This is a genomic window from Pseudoalteromonas arabiensis (genome assembly GCF_001550155.1).
GTDB classification, from domain to species: Bacteria; Pseudomonadota; Gammaproteobacteria; order Enterobacterales; family Alteromonadaceae; genus Pseudoalteromonas; species Pseudoalteromonas arabiensis.
Map to the genome: position 1 here is coordinate 150521 of NZ_LRUF01000024.1, position 17806 is coordinate 168326.

The 17806-nt window shown below is 42.2% G+C and carries 13 protein-coding genes; all 13 read left to right on the forward strand.

What is annotated here, in order from left to right; translation table 11 throughout:
• Nucleotides 1-17: 17 nt before the first annotated feature.
• The 13 genes from PAARA_RS13890 to betA all read left to right on the forward strand — a co-directional run bounded on the left by PAARA_RS13890 (nucleotide 18) and on the right by betA (nucleotide 17736).
• On the forward strand, nucleotides 18-1268 hold the full coding sequence (locus PAARA_RS13890; RefSeq protein WP_062569619.1) for a beta-ketoacyl-[acyl-carrier-protein] synthase family protein: 1251 nt from the start codon (nucleotides 18-20) through the stop codon (nucleotides 1266-1268).
• Entirely contained in the window at nucleotides 1262-2329 is a 1068-nt protein-coding gene (locus PAARA_RS13895) for a beta-ketoacyl synthase N-terminal-like domain-containing protein (protein ID WP_062569620.1), read from the forward strand. Before PAARA_RS13890 ends, PAARA_RS13895 begins: the two co-directional genes overlap by 7 nt.
• Complete coding sequence (locus PAARA_RS13900) at nucleotides 2322-3596, forward strand: beta-ketoacyl-[acyl-carrier-protein] synthase family protein (protein ID WP_062569621.1); 1275 nt, start codon at nucleotides 2322-2324, stop codon at nucleotides 3594-3596. Before PAARA_RS13895 ends, PAARA_RS13900 begins: the two co-directional genes overlap by 8 nt.
• A complete protein-coding gene (locus PAARA_RS13905) occupies nucleotides 3589-4575 on the forward strand; it encodes a hypothetical protein (RefSeq protein WP_062569622.1) in 987 nt (328 codons plus the stop codon). Before PAARA_RS13900 ends, PAARA_RS13905 begins: the two co-directional genes overlap by 8 nt.
• Nucleotides 4562-7414, forward strand: a complete 2853-nt coding sequence (locus PAARA_RS13910) for an aminotransferase class III-fold pyridoxal phosphate-dependent enzyme (RefSeq protein WP_062569623.1) — start codon at nucleotides 4562-4564, stop codon at nucleotides 7412-7414. The genes PAARA_RS13905 and PAARA_RS13910 overlap by 14 nt, the downstream gene beginning before the upstream one ends.
• Complete coding sequence (gene fabG, locus PAARA_RS13915; RefSeq protein ID WP_062569624.1) at nucleotides 7414-8175, forward strand: 3-oxoacyl-ACP reductase FabG; 762 nt, start codon at nucleotides 7414-7416, stop codon at nucleotides 8173-8175. The genes PAARA_RS13910 and fabG overlap by 1 nt, the downstream gene beginning before the upstream one ends.
• A gap of 3 nt (nucleotides 8176-8178) precedes the next feature.
• Nucleotides 8179-8946 (forward strand): SDR family NAD(P)-dependent oxidoreductase, encoded by a 768-nt coding sequence (locus PAARA_RS13920; protein ID WP_062569625.1) that lies wholly within the window; start codon nucleotides 8179-8181, stop codon nucleotides 8944-8946.
• Complete coding sequence (locus PAARA_RS13925) at nucleotides 8934-10133, forward strand: DUF1302 family protein (RefSeq protein WP_062569626.1); 1200 nt, start codon at nucleotides 8934-8936, stop codon at nucleotides 10131-10133. Before PAARA_RS13920 ends, PAARA_RS13925 begins: the two co-directional genes overlap by 13 nt.
• Nucleotides 10134-10142: 9 nt before the next feature.
• A complete protein-coding gene (locus PAARA_RS13930; RefSeq protein WP_062569627.1) occupies nucleotides 10143-10967 on the forward strand; it encodes an outer membrane lipoprotein-sorting protein in 825 nt (274 codons plus the stop codon).
• A gap of 12 nt (nucleotides 10968-10979) precedes the next feature.
• Nucleotides 10980-13610 (forward strand): efflux RND transporter permease subunit, encoded by a 2631-nt coding sequence (locus PAARA_RS13935; RefSeq protein WP_062569628.1) that lies wholly within the window; start codon nucleotides 10980-10982, stop codon nucleotides 13608-13610.
• Between the two features lie 400 nt (nucleotides 13611-14010).
• Nucleotides 14011-14601 (forward strand): transcriptional regulator BetI, encoded by a 591-nt coding sequence (gene betI, locus PAARA_RS13940; protein WP_062569629.1) that lies wholly within the window; start codon nucleotides 14011-14013, stop codon nucleotides 14599-14601.
• 1 nt (nucleotide 14602) lies between these two features.
• On the forward strand, nucleotides 14603-16066 hold the full coding sequence (gene betB / locus PAARA_RS13945) for a betaine-aldehyde dehydrogenase (RefSeq protein ID WP_062569630.1): 1464 nt from the start codon (nucleotides 14603-14605) through the stop codon (nucleotides 16064-16066).
• A complete protein-coding gene (gene betA / locus PAARA_RS13950; protein WP_062569631.1) occupies nucleotides 16066-17736 on the forward strand; it encodes a choline dehydrogenase in 1671 nt (556 codons plus the stop codon). Before betB ends, betA begins: the two co-directional genes overlap by 1 nt.
• Nucleotides 17737-17806: the final 70 nt, after the last annotated feature.

Sequence of the window (17806 nt, forward strand, 5' to 3'; positions counted from 1 at the left end):
TTTGTTAGGGAAAACTCATGCACAAGGTTGTTATTACAGGGATTGGCGTAACTGTTAAAAATCACCAAGACCCTCATACGTTGTTTGCAACTTTAGAGTCTGGTCAGTCTCTCATTGCAGATGACCATATTTTAAAAGAAATGGGGATCGAGGGCGTCGCCAGTAGTCGTATTAGCGATGAAGAAGTTATTCAGCTGCAAAGTCGGTACCCATCACTTGATCAAACTAGGGTAGCACCCTCTGGATTTGCTGGATTTGATGCGTTAACTAAATCAGTAAAAGATGCTGATTTAAACCCAGACCAACTTCGTCAAGCTGGTCTATATTTTGGTACTAACAAAATACTGCCAACAGTTGATCTAGTACATCAGCTTGCTCAACAAAAAGCGGCAAGCGAAAAATTACCCTATCAATCGCCAGAGAGTGTGGATTATTACAATCCGCAAACGGTTGTCGCGGATATGGTTGAATACTTCGAAATTGGTGGGCCAGTGACATCTTGTGCCGATGCTTGTGCGGCCGGTGCATCAAGTTTGATCTCTGGTTTTAGGCAAGTCTCACGTGGTGCTTTAGATATCGCATTATGTGGCGCAGCCGATTTTGGAACACAACCTGTCATGCAGTTGCTCTTCAAAAACATAGGCGCGCTCAATCAAGCGCAATTATTTAATTGTGCGAGTGAAGTATCAAGACCTTTTGATAGCAATCGTGCAGGTGTCGTGCTTGCTGACGGAGCAGCCTTTGTTGTACTCGAGAGTGAAGCGTCGGCAAAGCAAAGAGGCGCGTCTATTTATGCATATGTTTGCGGGGCTCATCGATGTACCGAATCTTACAAAATGACCTCAACTGAACCTAGCGGTAAGTTTTATGCAGAATGCATGCAAGCAGCCCTTGAAAAAAGTTGCGTCAGTGCTGAGGACATTGACCACATTAGCGCACACGGTACCTCAACCAAGAGTAATGACAGTGCTGAAAGTCGTGCTATTGAACAGGTCTTTGGCAGCCATACGCCTGTTACTTCAACAAAGTCAGCATTAGGGCATTCATTGGCAGGGAGTGGTGCAATTGAAGTGGTTTTATCTGCATTGAGTATAAAAAACCAAGTCATGCTGCCGACCTTAAACTTTGAATCCCTTGGTGATGATGATGCAAAGGTGAGTGTTGTGAAAAGTGCGACACCTAAAGCAATCAATTATTTGCTTAGTAACTCGTTTGGTTTTGGAGGAGTAAATACAAGCATCGTTTTAGCGAGGGATAGCGCATGTTAAAGCCTGTGTACTTATTTCAAGGTGAGACACTGCTGGCGCACAGTACATCATTAGAATCACTACTCACTCATAAAGGCAGGTTAATGAGTACGCCTTTTGAAAGTGCTGACCTAATTAATCACTCTATTTTTATTTCTACGCTAGCAGACGAAAATCTCAAGGATGTTGGCGCTGAGCGCATGGTACGTAAAACCAGTGAGCGTCAAGCTCGTTGGCTTATTGCAAGTGGGGTAAGAACGTGGCGAACTTATTTTAATGAGCCACAGAATAAAGCGGGATTATTTATCGGTTTAGGAACCGTTGACTGCGATGAAGAGGATAATCCTGAGCTCGTTCAAGAACCGACTGCTGAGTGCTTAGCTACCGCGATGTTAGAAGAGAGGCGGCCGCTTGTTTGTTTAGCGTTACTCAACTCTAGTGCTACCAGCCATATTGCACAATTGGCTGGTATTACTGGTGAAAATATGAGCTTTTCGCCATTACTGAGCGCGGGCTTAAATGCCCTATGTGAGGGCTACTTTGCGATTGCTGAAGGGCGTTTGAAACATGCTTTATGTGGTGGCGGGAGTCAAAAAATAACGCCCTGGTCCTTACTTGCCTATGAGTCAATCTGGGCTAATCAAGACAATTACTGGCTAAGTGAAGCGGCGAGTTTTTTTATTGCCAGCGATGAACCTCGTTTAAATCAGCAAGCTGCGATAGGTGTTATGCGTCAAGCATATCGAGCTCGCCTAAAAAATAATGCACATGCACTCACTGAACAGGTTAATCGCATAACGGGTTCACCTTTAATAGAAAATCAGCACGTTGTAAAAGTTATCCTCGTTGGAGCAAACCTTGAGCAACAAGATATTACGCTACATGCATTGGGTGGTGAGCTTAAAAGCAGGGCGGTTGTATTGGATAGTTACGTTGGCAACACCATGGCTGCGGCTACAGCAATAGCGTGCAATAGTGCATTGAGCTATTTGCAAGACGCCGAACAGGGCTTCGTTATTGTGATTGCGTTTGGTGATCATGGTGAATTTGGAATGTTTTTGATAGAGGCTAACAATGACTAATCGAGTAGTGGTCACTGGGCTGGGAGTACTTAGCCCATTTGGTGTTGGCGTTGATTCATTTTGGTCTGCTGTAAAGGCAGGTGAAAATGCCGTTGATGCTTGGCATCCTCCTGGAGCAGAAGGCTTTCCTGTTCAGCACGGTGCAACAATTAAGCAAGATACACAAGCGCTGGTGGCTGAGGAGCTGGTTGATTTTAAGTTACCAAAACACATCGAAAGACGTGCAATTTATGCACTTATTGCTGCTAAAGAAGCAATTAACGATGCACGTCTTGAAACTGAGTTGGGTCAAGCAGGGATTGCTGTGTGCAGTGGGGTACCTGAGCTTGATGACGCATCATTACTGGCCCTCGCTGAGCAGCCAAAGGCAAATATTATGAATTATGCATTGACTGAGCGAGAGCAGGCAATAAAGCGTTTTTCAGGAATTAGATGCAGCAATGATGTATTGGCAACCACGTTGGCTGAACAGTTCAATACGTCAGGATTTATTTGCAATGTAAGTGGCGCCTGTGCAGGGGCAACTCAAGCTATCGGTCTTGCATATCGAGCAATCAAACGAGGTGAAGCATCGGTCATGTTATGCGGAGGTGCTGATTCTGTATTGAGCATTCGTACTCTATCTGCATTACATCTATTAGGTGCCACAGCAGAAACACAGCGTTTTGCGAATCAACTTTGTCGGCCGTTCGATCAAGACCGTGCAGGGTTAGTAGCGGGTGAAGGCGGTGCTATGTTGGTACTTGAGAGTGAGCAGCATGCAAAGGCCCGTGGTGCCCATATTTATGCTGAAATTACCGGTTACGGCAGCTCTTTAGATGCTTACAAAGTCACAGCTCCTCACCCTGAAGGATTAGGGGCGATAAGTGCTATGGAAGGGGCGTTACAAAGTGCCGGTATTGGTGCTCAAAATGTTCAGTATATAAATGCTCATGGTACATCCACTCCTTTAAATGATGTTATTGAAACAAAAGCAATTAAATCGGTTTTCGGGAAGCATGCAACGTCATTAGGTGTATCGTCTACAAAATCAATGATAGGTCACTGGATTGCGGCCGCTGGTGCGCCAGAAGCAATTGCAACAGTTCTTGCCATTCGTGATCAGTTCATGCCAGCCACCATTAACCTAACACAACCCGATGAGGGACTCGATTTAGATTATGTGATGGGAAAAGGAAGAGAGGCCAGCATTAATCATGCGCTATCAAATTCATTTGGGTTTGGTGGAATTAACGCGTCGTTAGCTATTGCGAGGTACTATGAATAGTCATCTAAGTTCTGTTGCACTGGTTGGGGTAGCGAGTAGTTTTGCTGACAGTGAATTTTCTTTACTGTTTGATAACCAACCAGAACACATTGCTGTGCCTCGTAAGCTTAAGCGTTATATGGCACCTGCTGCAATTAATTCATTAACAGCCACTTCAGAGGCTTTGGCACATATCAGTTTGGCTGAGCGTGCTACAGAGGTTGGCATATACACGTCTCAAACGGGTTACGGTAGCCCATTTTATTCAGAGTTTAGTGCGGCATTACCTGAGAGCGCGGATTCAGCCGCCCAGACCTTTAAAGCATTATGGTCTAGTGAGCGAGTTAATCCATTTTTAATTACCAATGCCCTGAACAATAACTTGCTGGGTATTTCGGGTTTGAACTGGCAATTAAATGGAGATGCATGTGCGTTTATTCGAGATCAGCTTGGTGCATTTGGTGCATTACAAGAAGCGATAGTCGCCATTGACGCTGGTGAATGTCAGCTCGCTATTGTTGCAATTGCAGGAAATAGCAATGACCCATTGGCAAGGTGGCTGCAAGACTCTGAGTCTGAAATGGCAGAAGAGGTCACAAATGGCGCTACGACGTTAATTCTGGCAAGCGAAGAGTGGCTTTCAAAAACAGGTCACAAAGCCGTAGCAAGACTCAGCATTTTAGCAAGTGGCTATCATCTAAATACTGAGCAGTTAAATACACTCATAGCTGAATACGTTAAACCAAGCCATTTTTTAAGTTATTACATTGAGTCGGCTAAAGGTAAAAATCGTATTTTAGCTGATGCATTAGCCTCTTGTAATGTCGCAAACCATCACCTTAATAGTTACAGCGGCTCGGACATATGCCCAGGGGTTGTTACCTCAGTAGCCTGCAATTTATCAACACTTCGCAAACAAAATCACTCTACAGGCGTGTGTGTGAATTGCGACCAGGCTGGTTTTTACTCATTTGTTAGGATTGAAAATGAATCGTTATAGTCAATATTGTAAGCCATCACTAAACCATGGCATTTATGCGATGGGGTTGGATAGAGTTTTTCATCGTGCAGAAAAAGGCACCTTATTCTATTTAGATGAGCAAGGAAATGAGCAAGCTATTATTGATTTTCTTGGTGGTTATGGTGCTGCGTTAATTGGCCATAATCATCCTCGTATGATAGATGCTGCGATGAAAAACTTTCAGCACCAAGTTGCATTCCACAACCAGTTTTCTGTTCGCGATGCCGCGAGCAAACTCGCTGAACGATTAAATGCACTTTTAAAAGAAGAAAATAATCAACAGGAAGATTTTTATTTCTCTTTTACAAGTACTGGGGCTGAATCGATAGAGGTTGCCATTAAGCATGCTGAAATGGCACGCCGTAGTGAAACGCAGCAATTAATAGAAGAAATGCAATTTGCTCTGTCACAAATAAAACGGTTGCCAACAGAAGGTAAGTTAGAACTCAGTGTGGCGCAGCGAGAGCTGTTAAATTTGAGCGAAGACGCAACACTAAGTGATTTTGTTACTGCTGTGGGTGAATTTAATGAGCAACAGTTAAATATTCAGCCTTATTTTATTGTTCTTAAAAATGCATTTCACGGTAAATTGATGACGTCGATACAACTGACTCATGGGGAGATGTATCGGGCACCATTTGCACACCTTGGCGTACAAGCTGAGTTTTTACCATTAAACGAACTTGATTGTGCAGAAGCTATGCTTAATGACAAGCATAATGCTACTTTATTACTGCCTAAAATCAAAGGTCATACAGTAAAAGTTAGCATTGAGCCATTACGACTGGCTACCGCACTGCTTGTTGAACCCGTGCAAGGTGAAGGGGGGATTCATTGCTTAACAGCCGAACATAGTCTGTGTTTAAAAAAACTTAGCCAAACACTTGGCTGCCCTATTATAAGTGATGAAATTCAGTCAGGTTCAGGTCGCTGTGGGGCATTAACCGCAGGTAGCCAGATTGATTTAAAAGCGGATTATATTGTGCTTTCAAAAGCGCTTGCGGGCGGGGTTGCTAAAATAGGCCTTGTTGCGATATGCAAAAGCAAATATCAAGCGGGTTTTGATATCATTCAAAGTTCAACATTTGGCGAAGATGACCACAGTGCCAACATCGCGCTTGCATTTTTAGACGAGCTTTATGATCCAAACTTAAATTTATTGGCAGCCATTAAGCAGCAAGGTGAGGCAATTAAAGCGCGCCTTGGTGAACTACAAAATATTTATCCTGATATTATTAAAGAGATACGTGGTAGAGGTTTACTCATCGGTATTGAGTTTAATGCCGACATGCCGCTTGATTCAATTTGGTTAAAATCAATCGTGTATCAGGGGTTCATGGGCTACATGATTACTGGGTATTTATTTAATAATTATAATATCCGTGTAGCGCCATCTTCTAGTGCGCCAAATGTTTTACGACTAGAACCAACAATCCATATAACAGAGCAAGAACTGAGTCAGCTTATTGCTGGCCTGCATGATGTATGTAAGGTATTAAAAAACCAAGATAGCTATCACTTCTTAAAGCATCTAACGACCGCGGCAGAGGTGCGTTCTTCGCGTACAGAGCTTGCTGATTACCGAGCTTTTTATGCCAATTTAGCTCAAAACCACACACCCGCTGACGTTAAAGTGGCTTTTGTAAACCACCTAATCTCTGCCGATTGGATTTGGCAAGTTGACCCTGCAATGGAAGGGGTGCCCGATGTAGAGGCAAAGCTACTTATTGAGCGTTTAGGTTTTGACTGGCGAGTCGTGCCGTTCCCACCTATGAGAATGACTTCGGTAACGGGTAAAACGGTGGATTTTATCCTGTATCCCTTATCCGTCACGTCAGAACAAATTAGTGTCATGTTAGAAAATAATGACCTTGATGCTATTCGACGTGCAGTGAGTGAGCGTGCGCAAACAGCACAACAAGATGGCTGTAGTGTGGCAGGTTTTGGGATGTTTACGTCTGTTGTGACCAATAATTGTAAGTCTATCCGTGCAACAGATATTGCCTTAACGTCGGGTAATGCACTGACGGTGGGGATGACGAAACTCGCCGTACTGGAGCATATTGAAAACCATGATATGCAGATTGATAAAGTTGCGGTGATAGGCTCAGCAGGAAATATTGGCTCAGTTTACGCCACAATTATGACTGAACACTGCCAGCAGTTAGTGTTGATAGGAAGCGCTCGAATGGGGTCGAAAAAGCGCCTACTAAAAGCGGCATATAAAATTTACAGCGATATTTGGCAGATGGTGACATCACATGCTCCGCTTACAGGAATCGTTAAAGTGGTTGCTGAACACCCAAAATGCCAACAATGGTTGGCTGATGAAGCAGCGGCACCTGTAGATTTACCCGCTGCGTTATTTGAATTATTTAGCCAAAGTAAAGAAGGCCTTGTTGTCATTGCCGATGACATCAGTGAGGCCTATGACTGCTCACTTATCATGTGTGCCACTAATGCATCTGAAGCCATTTTAGATGTGCAAAAGCTCCCTAAAAATGCCCTTATCTGTGATGTCTCTATTCCACATAACTTAAGTGAGAATGATTTGGCGTTACGCCCAGATATAACCTGTATTCGCGGTGGAATTGTTGGTACGCCAAATGGAGAGTCTCTCGATGGCAGAGCACGTGCTTATCTTAGCCAAGGGCAAATATATGCATGTATGGCTGAGTCTGTGATTCTAGGTTTAGAAGGTGTTCAGCAACATTACTCTTATGGTGATTTATGTAAATCGCAAGTCGATGAAATTTTAGCAATGGCTTCACGCCACGGATTTACCCTAGCCGGAAGTAAAAATGAGGGGTCAATGTAATGACTCAGCACTTAGCTAATTTTAAAGCGCGCCCTGTAGCCTGTGTTACAGGAGCAACTCGTGGTATTGGTCGTGACATAGCCCTACATCTAGCAGCGCAAGGGTATGACATTGCATTTGGCTTTCGGGATGAAATTTACGCGAGTAATTTACAAGAAGAACTTGTTGCTTTGGGCGCTAAGGTCTTTTGCCAACCATTAAATTTGTTTGATGCTAAAAACATAAACAGCTTTTTTGATAGCTTAAGCGCAGCACAGTTTGGTTTGGATTTACTTGTGAATAATGCCGGTATTACGAAAGATAACCTCCTTGCAATGATGAGCCAAGAAGAGCTTGAACAGGTCATTCACGTGAACCTTATTGCGCCTATTTTATGTGCGCAAGCGGCGCTCAAGATAATGCTGCCACAAAAGCAAGGTTGCATTATTAACATGTCATCGATTTCAGCAACGAAACCCAACCCAGGGCAAACAAATTACGCTGCAAGTAAAGCGGGTATTGAGGGTTTTACACGAGCCTTAGCGGTGGAAGTTGCCCGAAAAAATATACGGGTCAACTGTATTGCTCCTGGCATCATTGAAACAGATATGGTGTCTGATTTACTAAAAGGAAATGAGCAGCAAGCAAAGTCGAAACTGTTAAGTAAGCGACTTGGGAAGCCCCGAGATATCAGTGCGTTTGTTGCCTATTTGGCAAGCCAACAGGCTGAGTTTATTTCGGGGGAAGTATTTAATGTTAATGGCGGGATGTTGTTAAGGTAAGAAATGGAAAACGTAATTAATTCAGTACTTGTAACAGGAGCTGCTAACGGTATTGGCGCAGCGTGTGTGGATAAGTTTATAGAGCAGGGATGTCGCTATGTTATCGCACTTGATAAAGATGAAGTGAAGTTACATGAAATGCGACATAAATATCGTAATAAAGACATTATTTTTATTGCAATCATTGTCGATTTAACAAGCCAAGACTATTACTCGCAGCTAACTGATGCGCTGCAGCCTCTGGGTCAGTTAGAAGCCATTGTATTGAGCCATGGTATTGCCGATGAGAACGAAATTTCTGAACGGGATATTTTTGCCCGTGTAATGGATGTTAATGTCACTAGTTGCCAGTCAATTATTGCGCAATGTGAAAATAAGCTAGCAAAGGGAAGCGCGGTTTTATTTATCTCTTCAATCCTAGGAAAAATGGGCAACCTTCGAAATACAGCTTATTGTAGTTCAAAGCATGCGCAGTTAGGGATGATGAAAGGTTTGGCAATGGACTGGGCAAGGCATGGTATTCGTGTTAATGCTATTTTACCTTGCTATGTTGATACACCGCTTTTAAGAAGTGAGTTGCAAAAGCAGGCTGATATGGTTGGCTCGACCTTAGATCAGGTAATGCGAAAAGCGAAAAAACGTATTCCGATGCGTGCCTATGTGCAAAGTAGTGATATTGCCGACAGTGCTTACTTTTTATGTTCGCAGCAGGCGCGCATGATCACTGCGCAATCTCTGATTATTGATGGAGGCAGTTCATGCGGTGGTTAGCATTAATCGTAATGGGCAGTGCTAGCACCAGTAGTTATGCAAACTTATATATTCAGCCTAATTTAACCACCAGCTTTGGCTATAACGTCTCAGAACATTATGCGACTGAGCAAAGAGTCGAGTTAGCAACAAAGCTGGAATTTAGCACCGAAAATATAGATTTCACTTTTGACGGAAGAGTCGAGCATGACTTTGTGTATAACAACAATGATCGCTTCAGTATTGACGCTCAAGACCAATATGAATCGCGAGCAATTATCGAAGAAGCGTATATTTCCGGTGAAATAAGTAATCGTTTTTGGTCGTTTGGTTATCAGAAAGTTGTATGGGGTGAAGCGGATGACTTACGGGTTGTCGATGTTATTAATCCATTAGATTATAAAGACTTTATCTTTTTCGATATAGATGATTACCGTTTAGCTGTGCCAATGTTCAAGCTTGATTATGAGTATGAAAATGGTGACACGCTAAACATTATCACCACGCTTCAACAGCTGAGTAATGAGTACCCTGCACCTAGAGCCGAGTTCGGTAATAATTATTACCCCAATAGTGAGCAGACACAGTGGGGTAAATATGAATTAGGCTTGCGTTACAGTACATTCGCGTTAGCTACAGATGTTAGCCTTTATGCTTTTCACGGGTATCAAGATGATCCTGTCGTCACTTTGTCGCCAAGCGAGCGCACGCTTTATTCATATGAGAAGTTCTCTATGCTTGGTACGAGTTTAAGCAAACCCATAGATGCATTTGTGCTGCGGAGTGAGTTTGCTTATTTTGATAATTACACAGTGAATGACAGTGACTTGTCTTTTAAAAACGTTAACAAGCTAGAAGCCTTAATAGGGCTTGATTACCGTTATAAAGACTGGACGACAACGCTACAGTTTACTGACCGCATCCTCAATGGATGGCAACCCTCTTATCTTATTCCAAAATCTGCACCCATATACACGGCTTCCGCAGAGAGAGGTTTTTTTGCCAATCAGCTCTATATTCGCGCAGCAGTGAGTTACCTCGACAATCAGGGGGGCGGAGCCCTATCTCAACTTAAGTTAACTTATAAACCTAATCAACAGTGGGTTTTAAAGCTAAATCTCGATCTTATTGAAGGTGATCAAGAAAACTACTTAGGTGCCCAGCAGCAGCGTGATCGTATTTGGTTAGCTGCAACTTATTATTTTTAAGGAGAGAAAATGAAACTAACATGCTTTTTAGCCTCAATGAGTATTGTATTTAGTGCAGCAACGTATGCTGAAGATGCAGATAAAATTTTACAACAAGTGCGTGATCGTAATGATGGCAAGGACTATTTATCAACAGTGACGCTTCGCACTCTAAGTGAAGATAGCGTACTTAATCAGCGTCAGTTTTACATGTTGCAAAAGGATATCGAAAAAGACGAAGTAATGGTGCTCGCCATAAAAGCCCCTGCGGATGTGAGAGATATTAGCTTTTTGATGCGTAGCTTCGAAGAAGGAACAGCTCAAGAAGACGAGCAGTGGATGTACTTGCCTGCATTTAGAAAAGTAAGGCGTATTTCTGCCACTGACAAACGCGGTGCATTTATGGGCAGTGAATATTCTTATTACGACCTCGATAAGCTACGCGTAACAGATTTTGACTCAAAAGTTATAAAAACTGACATGCTAGATGGCGTTGAAACCTATGTTATCGAGCGCGAGCCGAAGTCCCAGGATGTGATTAATAAGTCTGGTTATTACAAACTGGTTACCTGGGTTGATAAACAAAGAAAGTTAATTCTTAAACAGCAGTACTATGATGCAAAAGGTATTCTTTTTAAGCAGTTAGATATCGATAAGGTTGAGAAAGTACAAGACATATGGACCATCACCGCATCTACGATGAGCAACTTTGTAGAGAATAAAAAGAGCACTTTTCTATTTCATGAAACCCTTTATAACCAAGGTGTTGATGATGCAATTTTTAGAAAATCAAAGCTTAAAAGAGGCATAAAAGACAGCGATGTCGCAGAGTTAACTAAAATCTCTGAGTTATAATAGGACACTGAAATGTTAGAGAAATACCTAGATTTTGTTTTTAAATATCCAAAATCGATACTGGCGATATTGTCGCTTATTACCGTTTATTTTTTTATCGCTTCGGCTAATCTAAGTGAGGACAACAACCCTTACTTTTTACCTAAAGATCACCCTGCACGCAGTACTATTTTTGATTTGCGCGATGAGTTTACCGGAACATATGACTCTGTCATGATCGCTTTGCATAACGAAGATACGGTGTTTAATCAGGCATCAATTAACGCTATTTTTGACTTATCTCGTGCCGCAGAGCGAATGAACTATGTTGATGAGACAGATGCTCAAATGCTTCAAGATCTTAAAGCTGATCACCCTGAAAATAGCGAGTTAGTGGCAAGTATTGATGAAATTCTTGCAGATGGTATGACCCCAAGTGATGGCTTGATTGCGCGTGAATTGCTTAATCGCGCAGTTGAGTGGCAGTTAACAACTAAACAGCTGCGCAACTTAAGTGTGTTTGCCGAGCGAGTAGACCCTGTAAGAGAGATGGCAGGATTGTCGTCGACTGAAAATGTATTTTTAGACGAATACGGCACTATGTTCGCACAGGAAACGGTGAATAAGCGAAATCAAGATATTGAGTTTGTAAAAAATGCAGTCATAGATAATGAGTTAATTGAATATGGCCCAATCTCTCCAGATGGCAAAGTCGCGCTTATTGTTGTTGAGTTAAGTATTTTAGAGGACGATGCAACAGGGCAAGTGCGTGCCTACGAGGCATTCAAGCAACTGGTTGCAGATTATCAAATTGCTCACCCAGAGTTAAAAGACGATATTTACATTAGTGGTGTGCCAGTCTTTTTTGCAGCTCAAAAGCAGGTAATAGACCATGATTTTGCGACCTTGCTACCCATTGTTCTACTGTTGATCACCATTATTTTAGCTGTATTTTTCAAAACTATTTTAGGGGTTATTATCCCGTTAATTAATGTTGTGATGTGTACTATATGGACCATGGGAATGATGGCTGTGGTAAACGCACCATTAGATGTGATTACTGCTATCTTACCTGTTTTTCTGCTCACGATTTGTTTATCTGATGCCATTCATGTAATGGCTGAGTACTACCATCAGAAAAAAATTGTTAAATCACGCTTAGTTGCAATTCGCAGTGCAATGATACTCATGGCTTCTCCTGTTGTTTTAACTACTATCACAACATGTTTAACGTTTATTGTGTCAACTTCATCAAGTATCGAGAGCCTCAGAAACTTTGGGTTATTCATTTCATTTGGTATGTTTGTAGCCTTAATTATTTCACTTTTATTAATCCCTGCATTACTGGCTCTGTTTCCGAAAAAAGACATTTTTAAACAGCAACACGCGCAAAGTAGTAGTGACGTTAGTAAGAAGTACTTTATAAGTCGATTATTAGTCAGTGCACTCACCCCTGTAATGGCAAATAGAAAAATGTTTACAGTTATTTTCATTGGCTTATTTATAGGGTCTGGCTTTTTAGCGTCAAAGGTTCGCGTTGACGATATGGGTTCTGGTTATTTTCCAAAACAAAGTGATTTTCGTATCTCAGATGATTTTATAAATAATCATATAGCAGGCACGAGCCCAGGTTGGATCGAAGTAGATACCGGCAAAGATAATGGCGCATTAACGGTTGAAATCAGTCATTTCATTGACCGTTTAGAGCAGCATATCCATCAGCATGAAACAGTGAACTATAGTTATTCTCTGGCACGTTATGTGAGACGAATAAACTACACGCTTAATGATTTTAACCCTGAATATAACCGACTACCAGAGGATGTTGAACGCTTTATTGAGATTGATGAAGATACACAAGAGCCCTATGAGATCACCATTTCAGGAAGCGACATTATTAGGCAGTCTATTCTTATGTTTGAAAATAGTGGCGGTTCAGATGTAACGAATGTATTGAGTGAAGATTTTTCTAAAACAGTATTACTCTATACGCTAGGGACCACGGTGGCTAATGATTATCAAGCATTTTTAGATCATACCTTACCGTGGATCGAAGCAAATAAACCAGATGGTGTCACCATTACCCACGCGGGTTCCCCCATTATTTGGACCGCGGTGTTAGATGCCTTGGTTAAGAGTCAAACGGTCAGTGCATCGATTGCATTATTAACGGTTTTACTTGTGATGATGGCTTGGTTTAGATCGATACGTCTTGGTTTAGCTGGAACACTACCGCTATTATCAACGGTGATGATCTACTTTGCGCTTATGACGCTGTTAAATATTGAGCTAAATATTGGTACTGCCATTATTTCATTCCTAGTACTGGGGATTGTTGATTATTCAGTGCACTATATATTAAGAATTCAGCATGAAATTAAGAATGGTTTTACAATTAACCATGCGCTGGTAAATGCAATGAGAGTAAGTGGTCGCGCAATTATTGCAAATGTCTTAGTGTTTAGTATCGGCTTTATCGCGTTATTATTTTCACAGCATCAAGCCCTTATCGACCTAGGTGCCTTAGTTGGTTTATCGCTGCTCATTAGTGGCTTAGTCACGCTGTTTGTTATTACTTTATTTGCGCCGTGGTTCTTTAAAGACCAGTTAAACGCATCGCAATCGAGCAAGACCATGGCCGTAATGAATGAGGCCAGAACATAATTATTTAATCTACCCACGTACTTTGTCGTTGCGCTTTCGTTAAATAACAGCGAAAGCGCATCGATGGAGTGCTTTTTTGAGTGTACTTTGCATATCCCTCGCACAGCTGCGACTCACAAAATCAGTTTTAGTTAGCAACATACAAAGTGCTATCTCATTTTGTCTGCGCAAAAGAATAAAAATCTCGTTATTAACATGATTTAGCCATAATTCATGCTTTTTAATCTTGATTTTGAAAAAACTTAAAACTTTTTTATATCTCGAATAATAAACCTAATAACAATCGCTTAGCTTAAGTGAGTGATGTCATTTTGTTGTTGTTTACAATTTGTCAACCTTGAATTGCCAAGATGATTACCTTAACCTTTATTTTAATTGAACGTTCAATCAATAAAAAATTATGCCGAAAGTTGGAATGGAACCTGTTCGTCGTCAGCAGTTAATTGACGCCACAATAGAGTCGGTTGCAGAGCTTGGTTTGCAAGGCACCACCATAAATAGCATTAGTAAAAAGGCAGGCTTATCGTCTGGCATTATCAGTCATTATTTTGGTGGTAAGCAGGGCTTAATTGAAGCCACTGTGCGGTATTTATTGACGAGTTTAAAGCAAGCTCTGATGAATCAAGTAACGCCGCAGACCAGTCCAGAGCAACGATTAATGTTTATCGTTGAAGCAAACTTTTCGCGCATTCAGCAGCAAAGCAATAACACCAAAACCTGGTTGAGCTTTTGGGCGCATTCAATGCACGACGCCCAGTTGCATCGCTTACAAAACGTAAATAGTAAACGTTTATTTAGTAACTTATTAAGCTCATTCAAACAGTTAATGAGCGATAGCGATGCCAACCTAGCTGCTGAGCTAAGTGCAGCCATGATCGATGGTTTATGGCTAAGAGCCGTATTAAGTAAGTCAGACCAAGATCAATTCGAAAATTGTGAGCGATTAGCCAAAGACTACATTCGTTCACTGATAAAACAGTACGGAGCCTAAAATGACCACACCTGTTTACGAAAATTTTATTAATGGCCATTTTTTAAAAAATCAAACTGGCGACACCTTTGCAGTAACGAATCCTGCAACGGATGAAGTGATTTATCACGTTGAAATCGCTGATGAGTTTATTCAAAACGCGGCAATCGAAAGCGCAAAACAAGGCTTTGCAGCGTGGTCTGCCATGACGCCAATTGAGCGTAGCCGTATTTTATTAAAAGCCGTGGCAATCTTACGCGAACGTAATGATGAACTGGCAAAAGTAGAAGTACTTGATACGGGTAAGCCGTGGCAAGAAGCTGAGTGTGTCGATGTTGAAACTGGCGCCGATGTAATTGAGTACTTTGCTGGTCTTGCTCCTGCGCAAGTGGGTCAGCAACAAATGGTTGGCAATGACTTTTACTACACACGTAAAGAGCCTTTAGGTATTTGTGCAGGTATTGGTGCATGGAACTACCCACTGCAAATTGCTTGTTGGAAATCAGGCCCAGCACTGGCTGCGGGTAATGCGGTTATTTTTAAACCTTCAGAAGAAACACCCCTTGGTGCAATTAAACTCGCAGAGATTTTTATCGAAGCGGGTGTACCTGCTGGTGTATTCAATGTCGTGCAGGGTGCTGCTGAAGTAGGGCAATGGTTAACAGCAAACCCAAATATTGAAAAAGTGTCGTTCACTGGTGAAGTGGGCACAGGCAAAAAAGTAATGGCAAGTGCTGCCGGCTCACTGAAAGATGTGACCATGGAGCTTGGCGGTAAGTCACCATTATTGGTGTTTGATGATGCCGATGTATCACAAGCTGTTAGTGCGGCAATGCTAGGTAATTTTTATACGCAAGGCGAAATCTGCACTAATTGTACGCGCATTTATGTGCACAAAAATGTTTATCAGCAGTTTATTGATGAGCTGAAAACACGCACTGAGCAAAATATTATTGCTGGCGACCCAATGGATCCTGAGGTGAATTTAGGGGCGCTTATCTCTAAAAAGCACCAAGAGCTTGTACTTGGTTATATTGATAAAGGCATTCAAGAAGGCGCAACCTTACTAACAGGTGGTAAGGCACTGTCACCTGCATCTGCACCAAATGGCTACTTTGTTGAGCCGACCGTTTTTGTCGACTGTAAAGATGACATGACCATAGTGAAAGAAGAGATCTTTGGCCCAGTGATGAGCGTGTTGGTGTTTGATGATGAAGATGACGTTATTCAGCGTGCAAACGATACGCACCTTGGTTTGGCCGCAGGCGTGTTTACGAAAGATATTCAGCGTGCACACCGCGTGATCCACCAATTACAAGCCGGTATTTGTTGGATAAATAGCTATGGTAATTCACCTGCAGAAATGCCAGTAGGTGGGTATAAGCAATCAGGTATCGGCCGTGAAAACGGTATCGAAACTTTAGATCACTATACCCAAACTAAATCGATTTATGTGGGTATGAGCAATATAGAGAGTCCATTTTAATGAGTACACAGAACTATGATTACATCATAGTCGGTGCTGGCTCAGCAGGCTGCGTGTTGGCAAACCGACTATCAGCAGACCCTTCCAATAAGGTGTTATTACTTGAAACGGGCGGTAGCGATAAAAGCATTTTTATAAAGATGCCTACTGCGCTATCAATCCCAATGAATACCGACAAATATGCATGGCAATTTCATACCGAGCCAGAGCCATATTTAGATAACCGTCAAATGCACTGCCCACGAGGCAAGGTGTTAGGTGGCTCATCATCGATTAACGGCATGGTGTATGTACGTGGTCATGCCAAAGATTTTGATGAGTGGCAGCAACACGGTGCTAATGGTTGGGACTATCAAGCATGCTTACCGTATTTTAAACGTGCTGAATCATTCTATTTAGGTGGTAACAACTACCGTGGCGATAATGGCCCATTAGGGGTTAATAACGGTAATGAAATGGCTAACCCGCTTTATAAAGCCTTTATCAAAGCGGGCCAACAAGCAGGTTATGCGCAGACTGATGACTACAATGCAGCCCAGCAAGAAGGCTTTGGGCCAATGCATATGACTGTTAAAGATGGTGTAAGAAGCTCTGCCAGTCGTGAATATTTAGACCCAGTTAAGTCACGTAAAAACTTAACACTAGTCACCGGTGCCTTAGCTGAAAAAGTTCTGCTCGAAGGCAAAAAAGCCGTGGGTGTAGAGTATTCAGTATCTGGCTCTAAGCAGCAAGCACTTGCAGCAAAAGACGTTATTTTAAGTGCGGGTCCAATTGGGTCACCGCATATTCTGCAATTATCAGGTATTGGTGATAAAGACATTCTGAGTGAAGCGGGTGTTGAGGTTAAACATCACTTACCAGGTGTTGGCCAAAACTTACAAGATCACTTGGAATTTTATTTCCAATATAAATGTAAGCAACCCATTACTTTAAACGGCAAGTTAGGTCTTGTTTCAAAAGGACTCATTGGTGCGCGTTGGTTATTAAACCGCTCAGGTTTAGGGGCAACGAATCACTTTGAATCATGTGCATTTATTCGCTCAAAACCGGGCGTTGAATGGCCTGATATTCAGTATCACTTTTTACCAGCAGCAATTCGTTATGACGGTAAAAGTGCCTTTGATGGCCATGGTTTCCAAGTACATGTTGGGCATAACAAACCGAAAAGCCGTGGTGCCGTGACAATTAAGTCGGCGGATCCACTGGTTGCGCCTAAGATCCAATTTAACTACTTACAGCATCAAGATGATATTGAAGGCTTTAGAGCTTGCGTTCGCTTAACTCGTGAGATTATTGAACAAAGTGCGTTTGATGAGTATCGCGATGGTGAAATTCAACCAGGTAAAGATGTTCAAAGCGATGCACAAATCGATGCCTTTGTTCGTCAAGCGGTTGAGAGTGCTTACCATCCGTCCTGTTCGTGCAAGATGGGTGAAGACGAGATGGCCGTGGTTAACTCGCAAACTCAAGTACACGGTATTGAGGGGTTACGGGTGGTGGATTCATCTATCTTCCCAACCGTTCCAAACGGTAATTTAAATGCGCCAACCATTATGGTGGCAGAAAAAGCGGCTGACCACATTTTAGGTAAGCCTGTGTTATCGGCATCAACTGCAGATGTTGCTATGGAAAAACAATGGCAATCAACGCAGCGTAGTTCGGAGATCTAATAAGGCCACCCGCAGTATCGGCTGTGGGGCTTGCAGTGGCGCGCATCACGAGTTGTTTGTGATGCGTTAA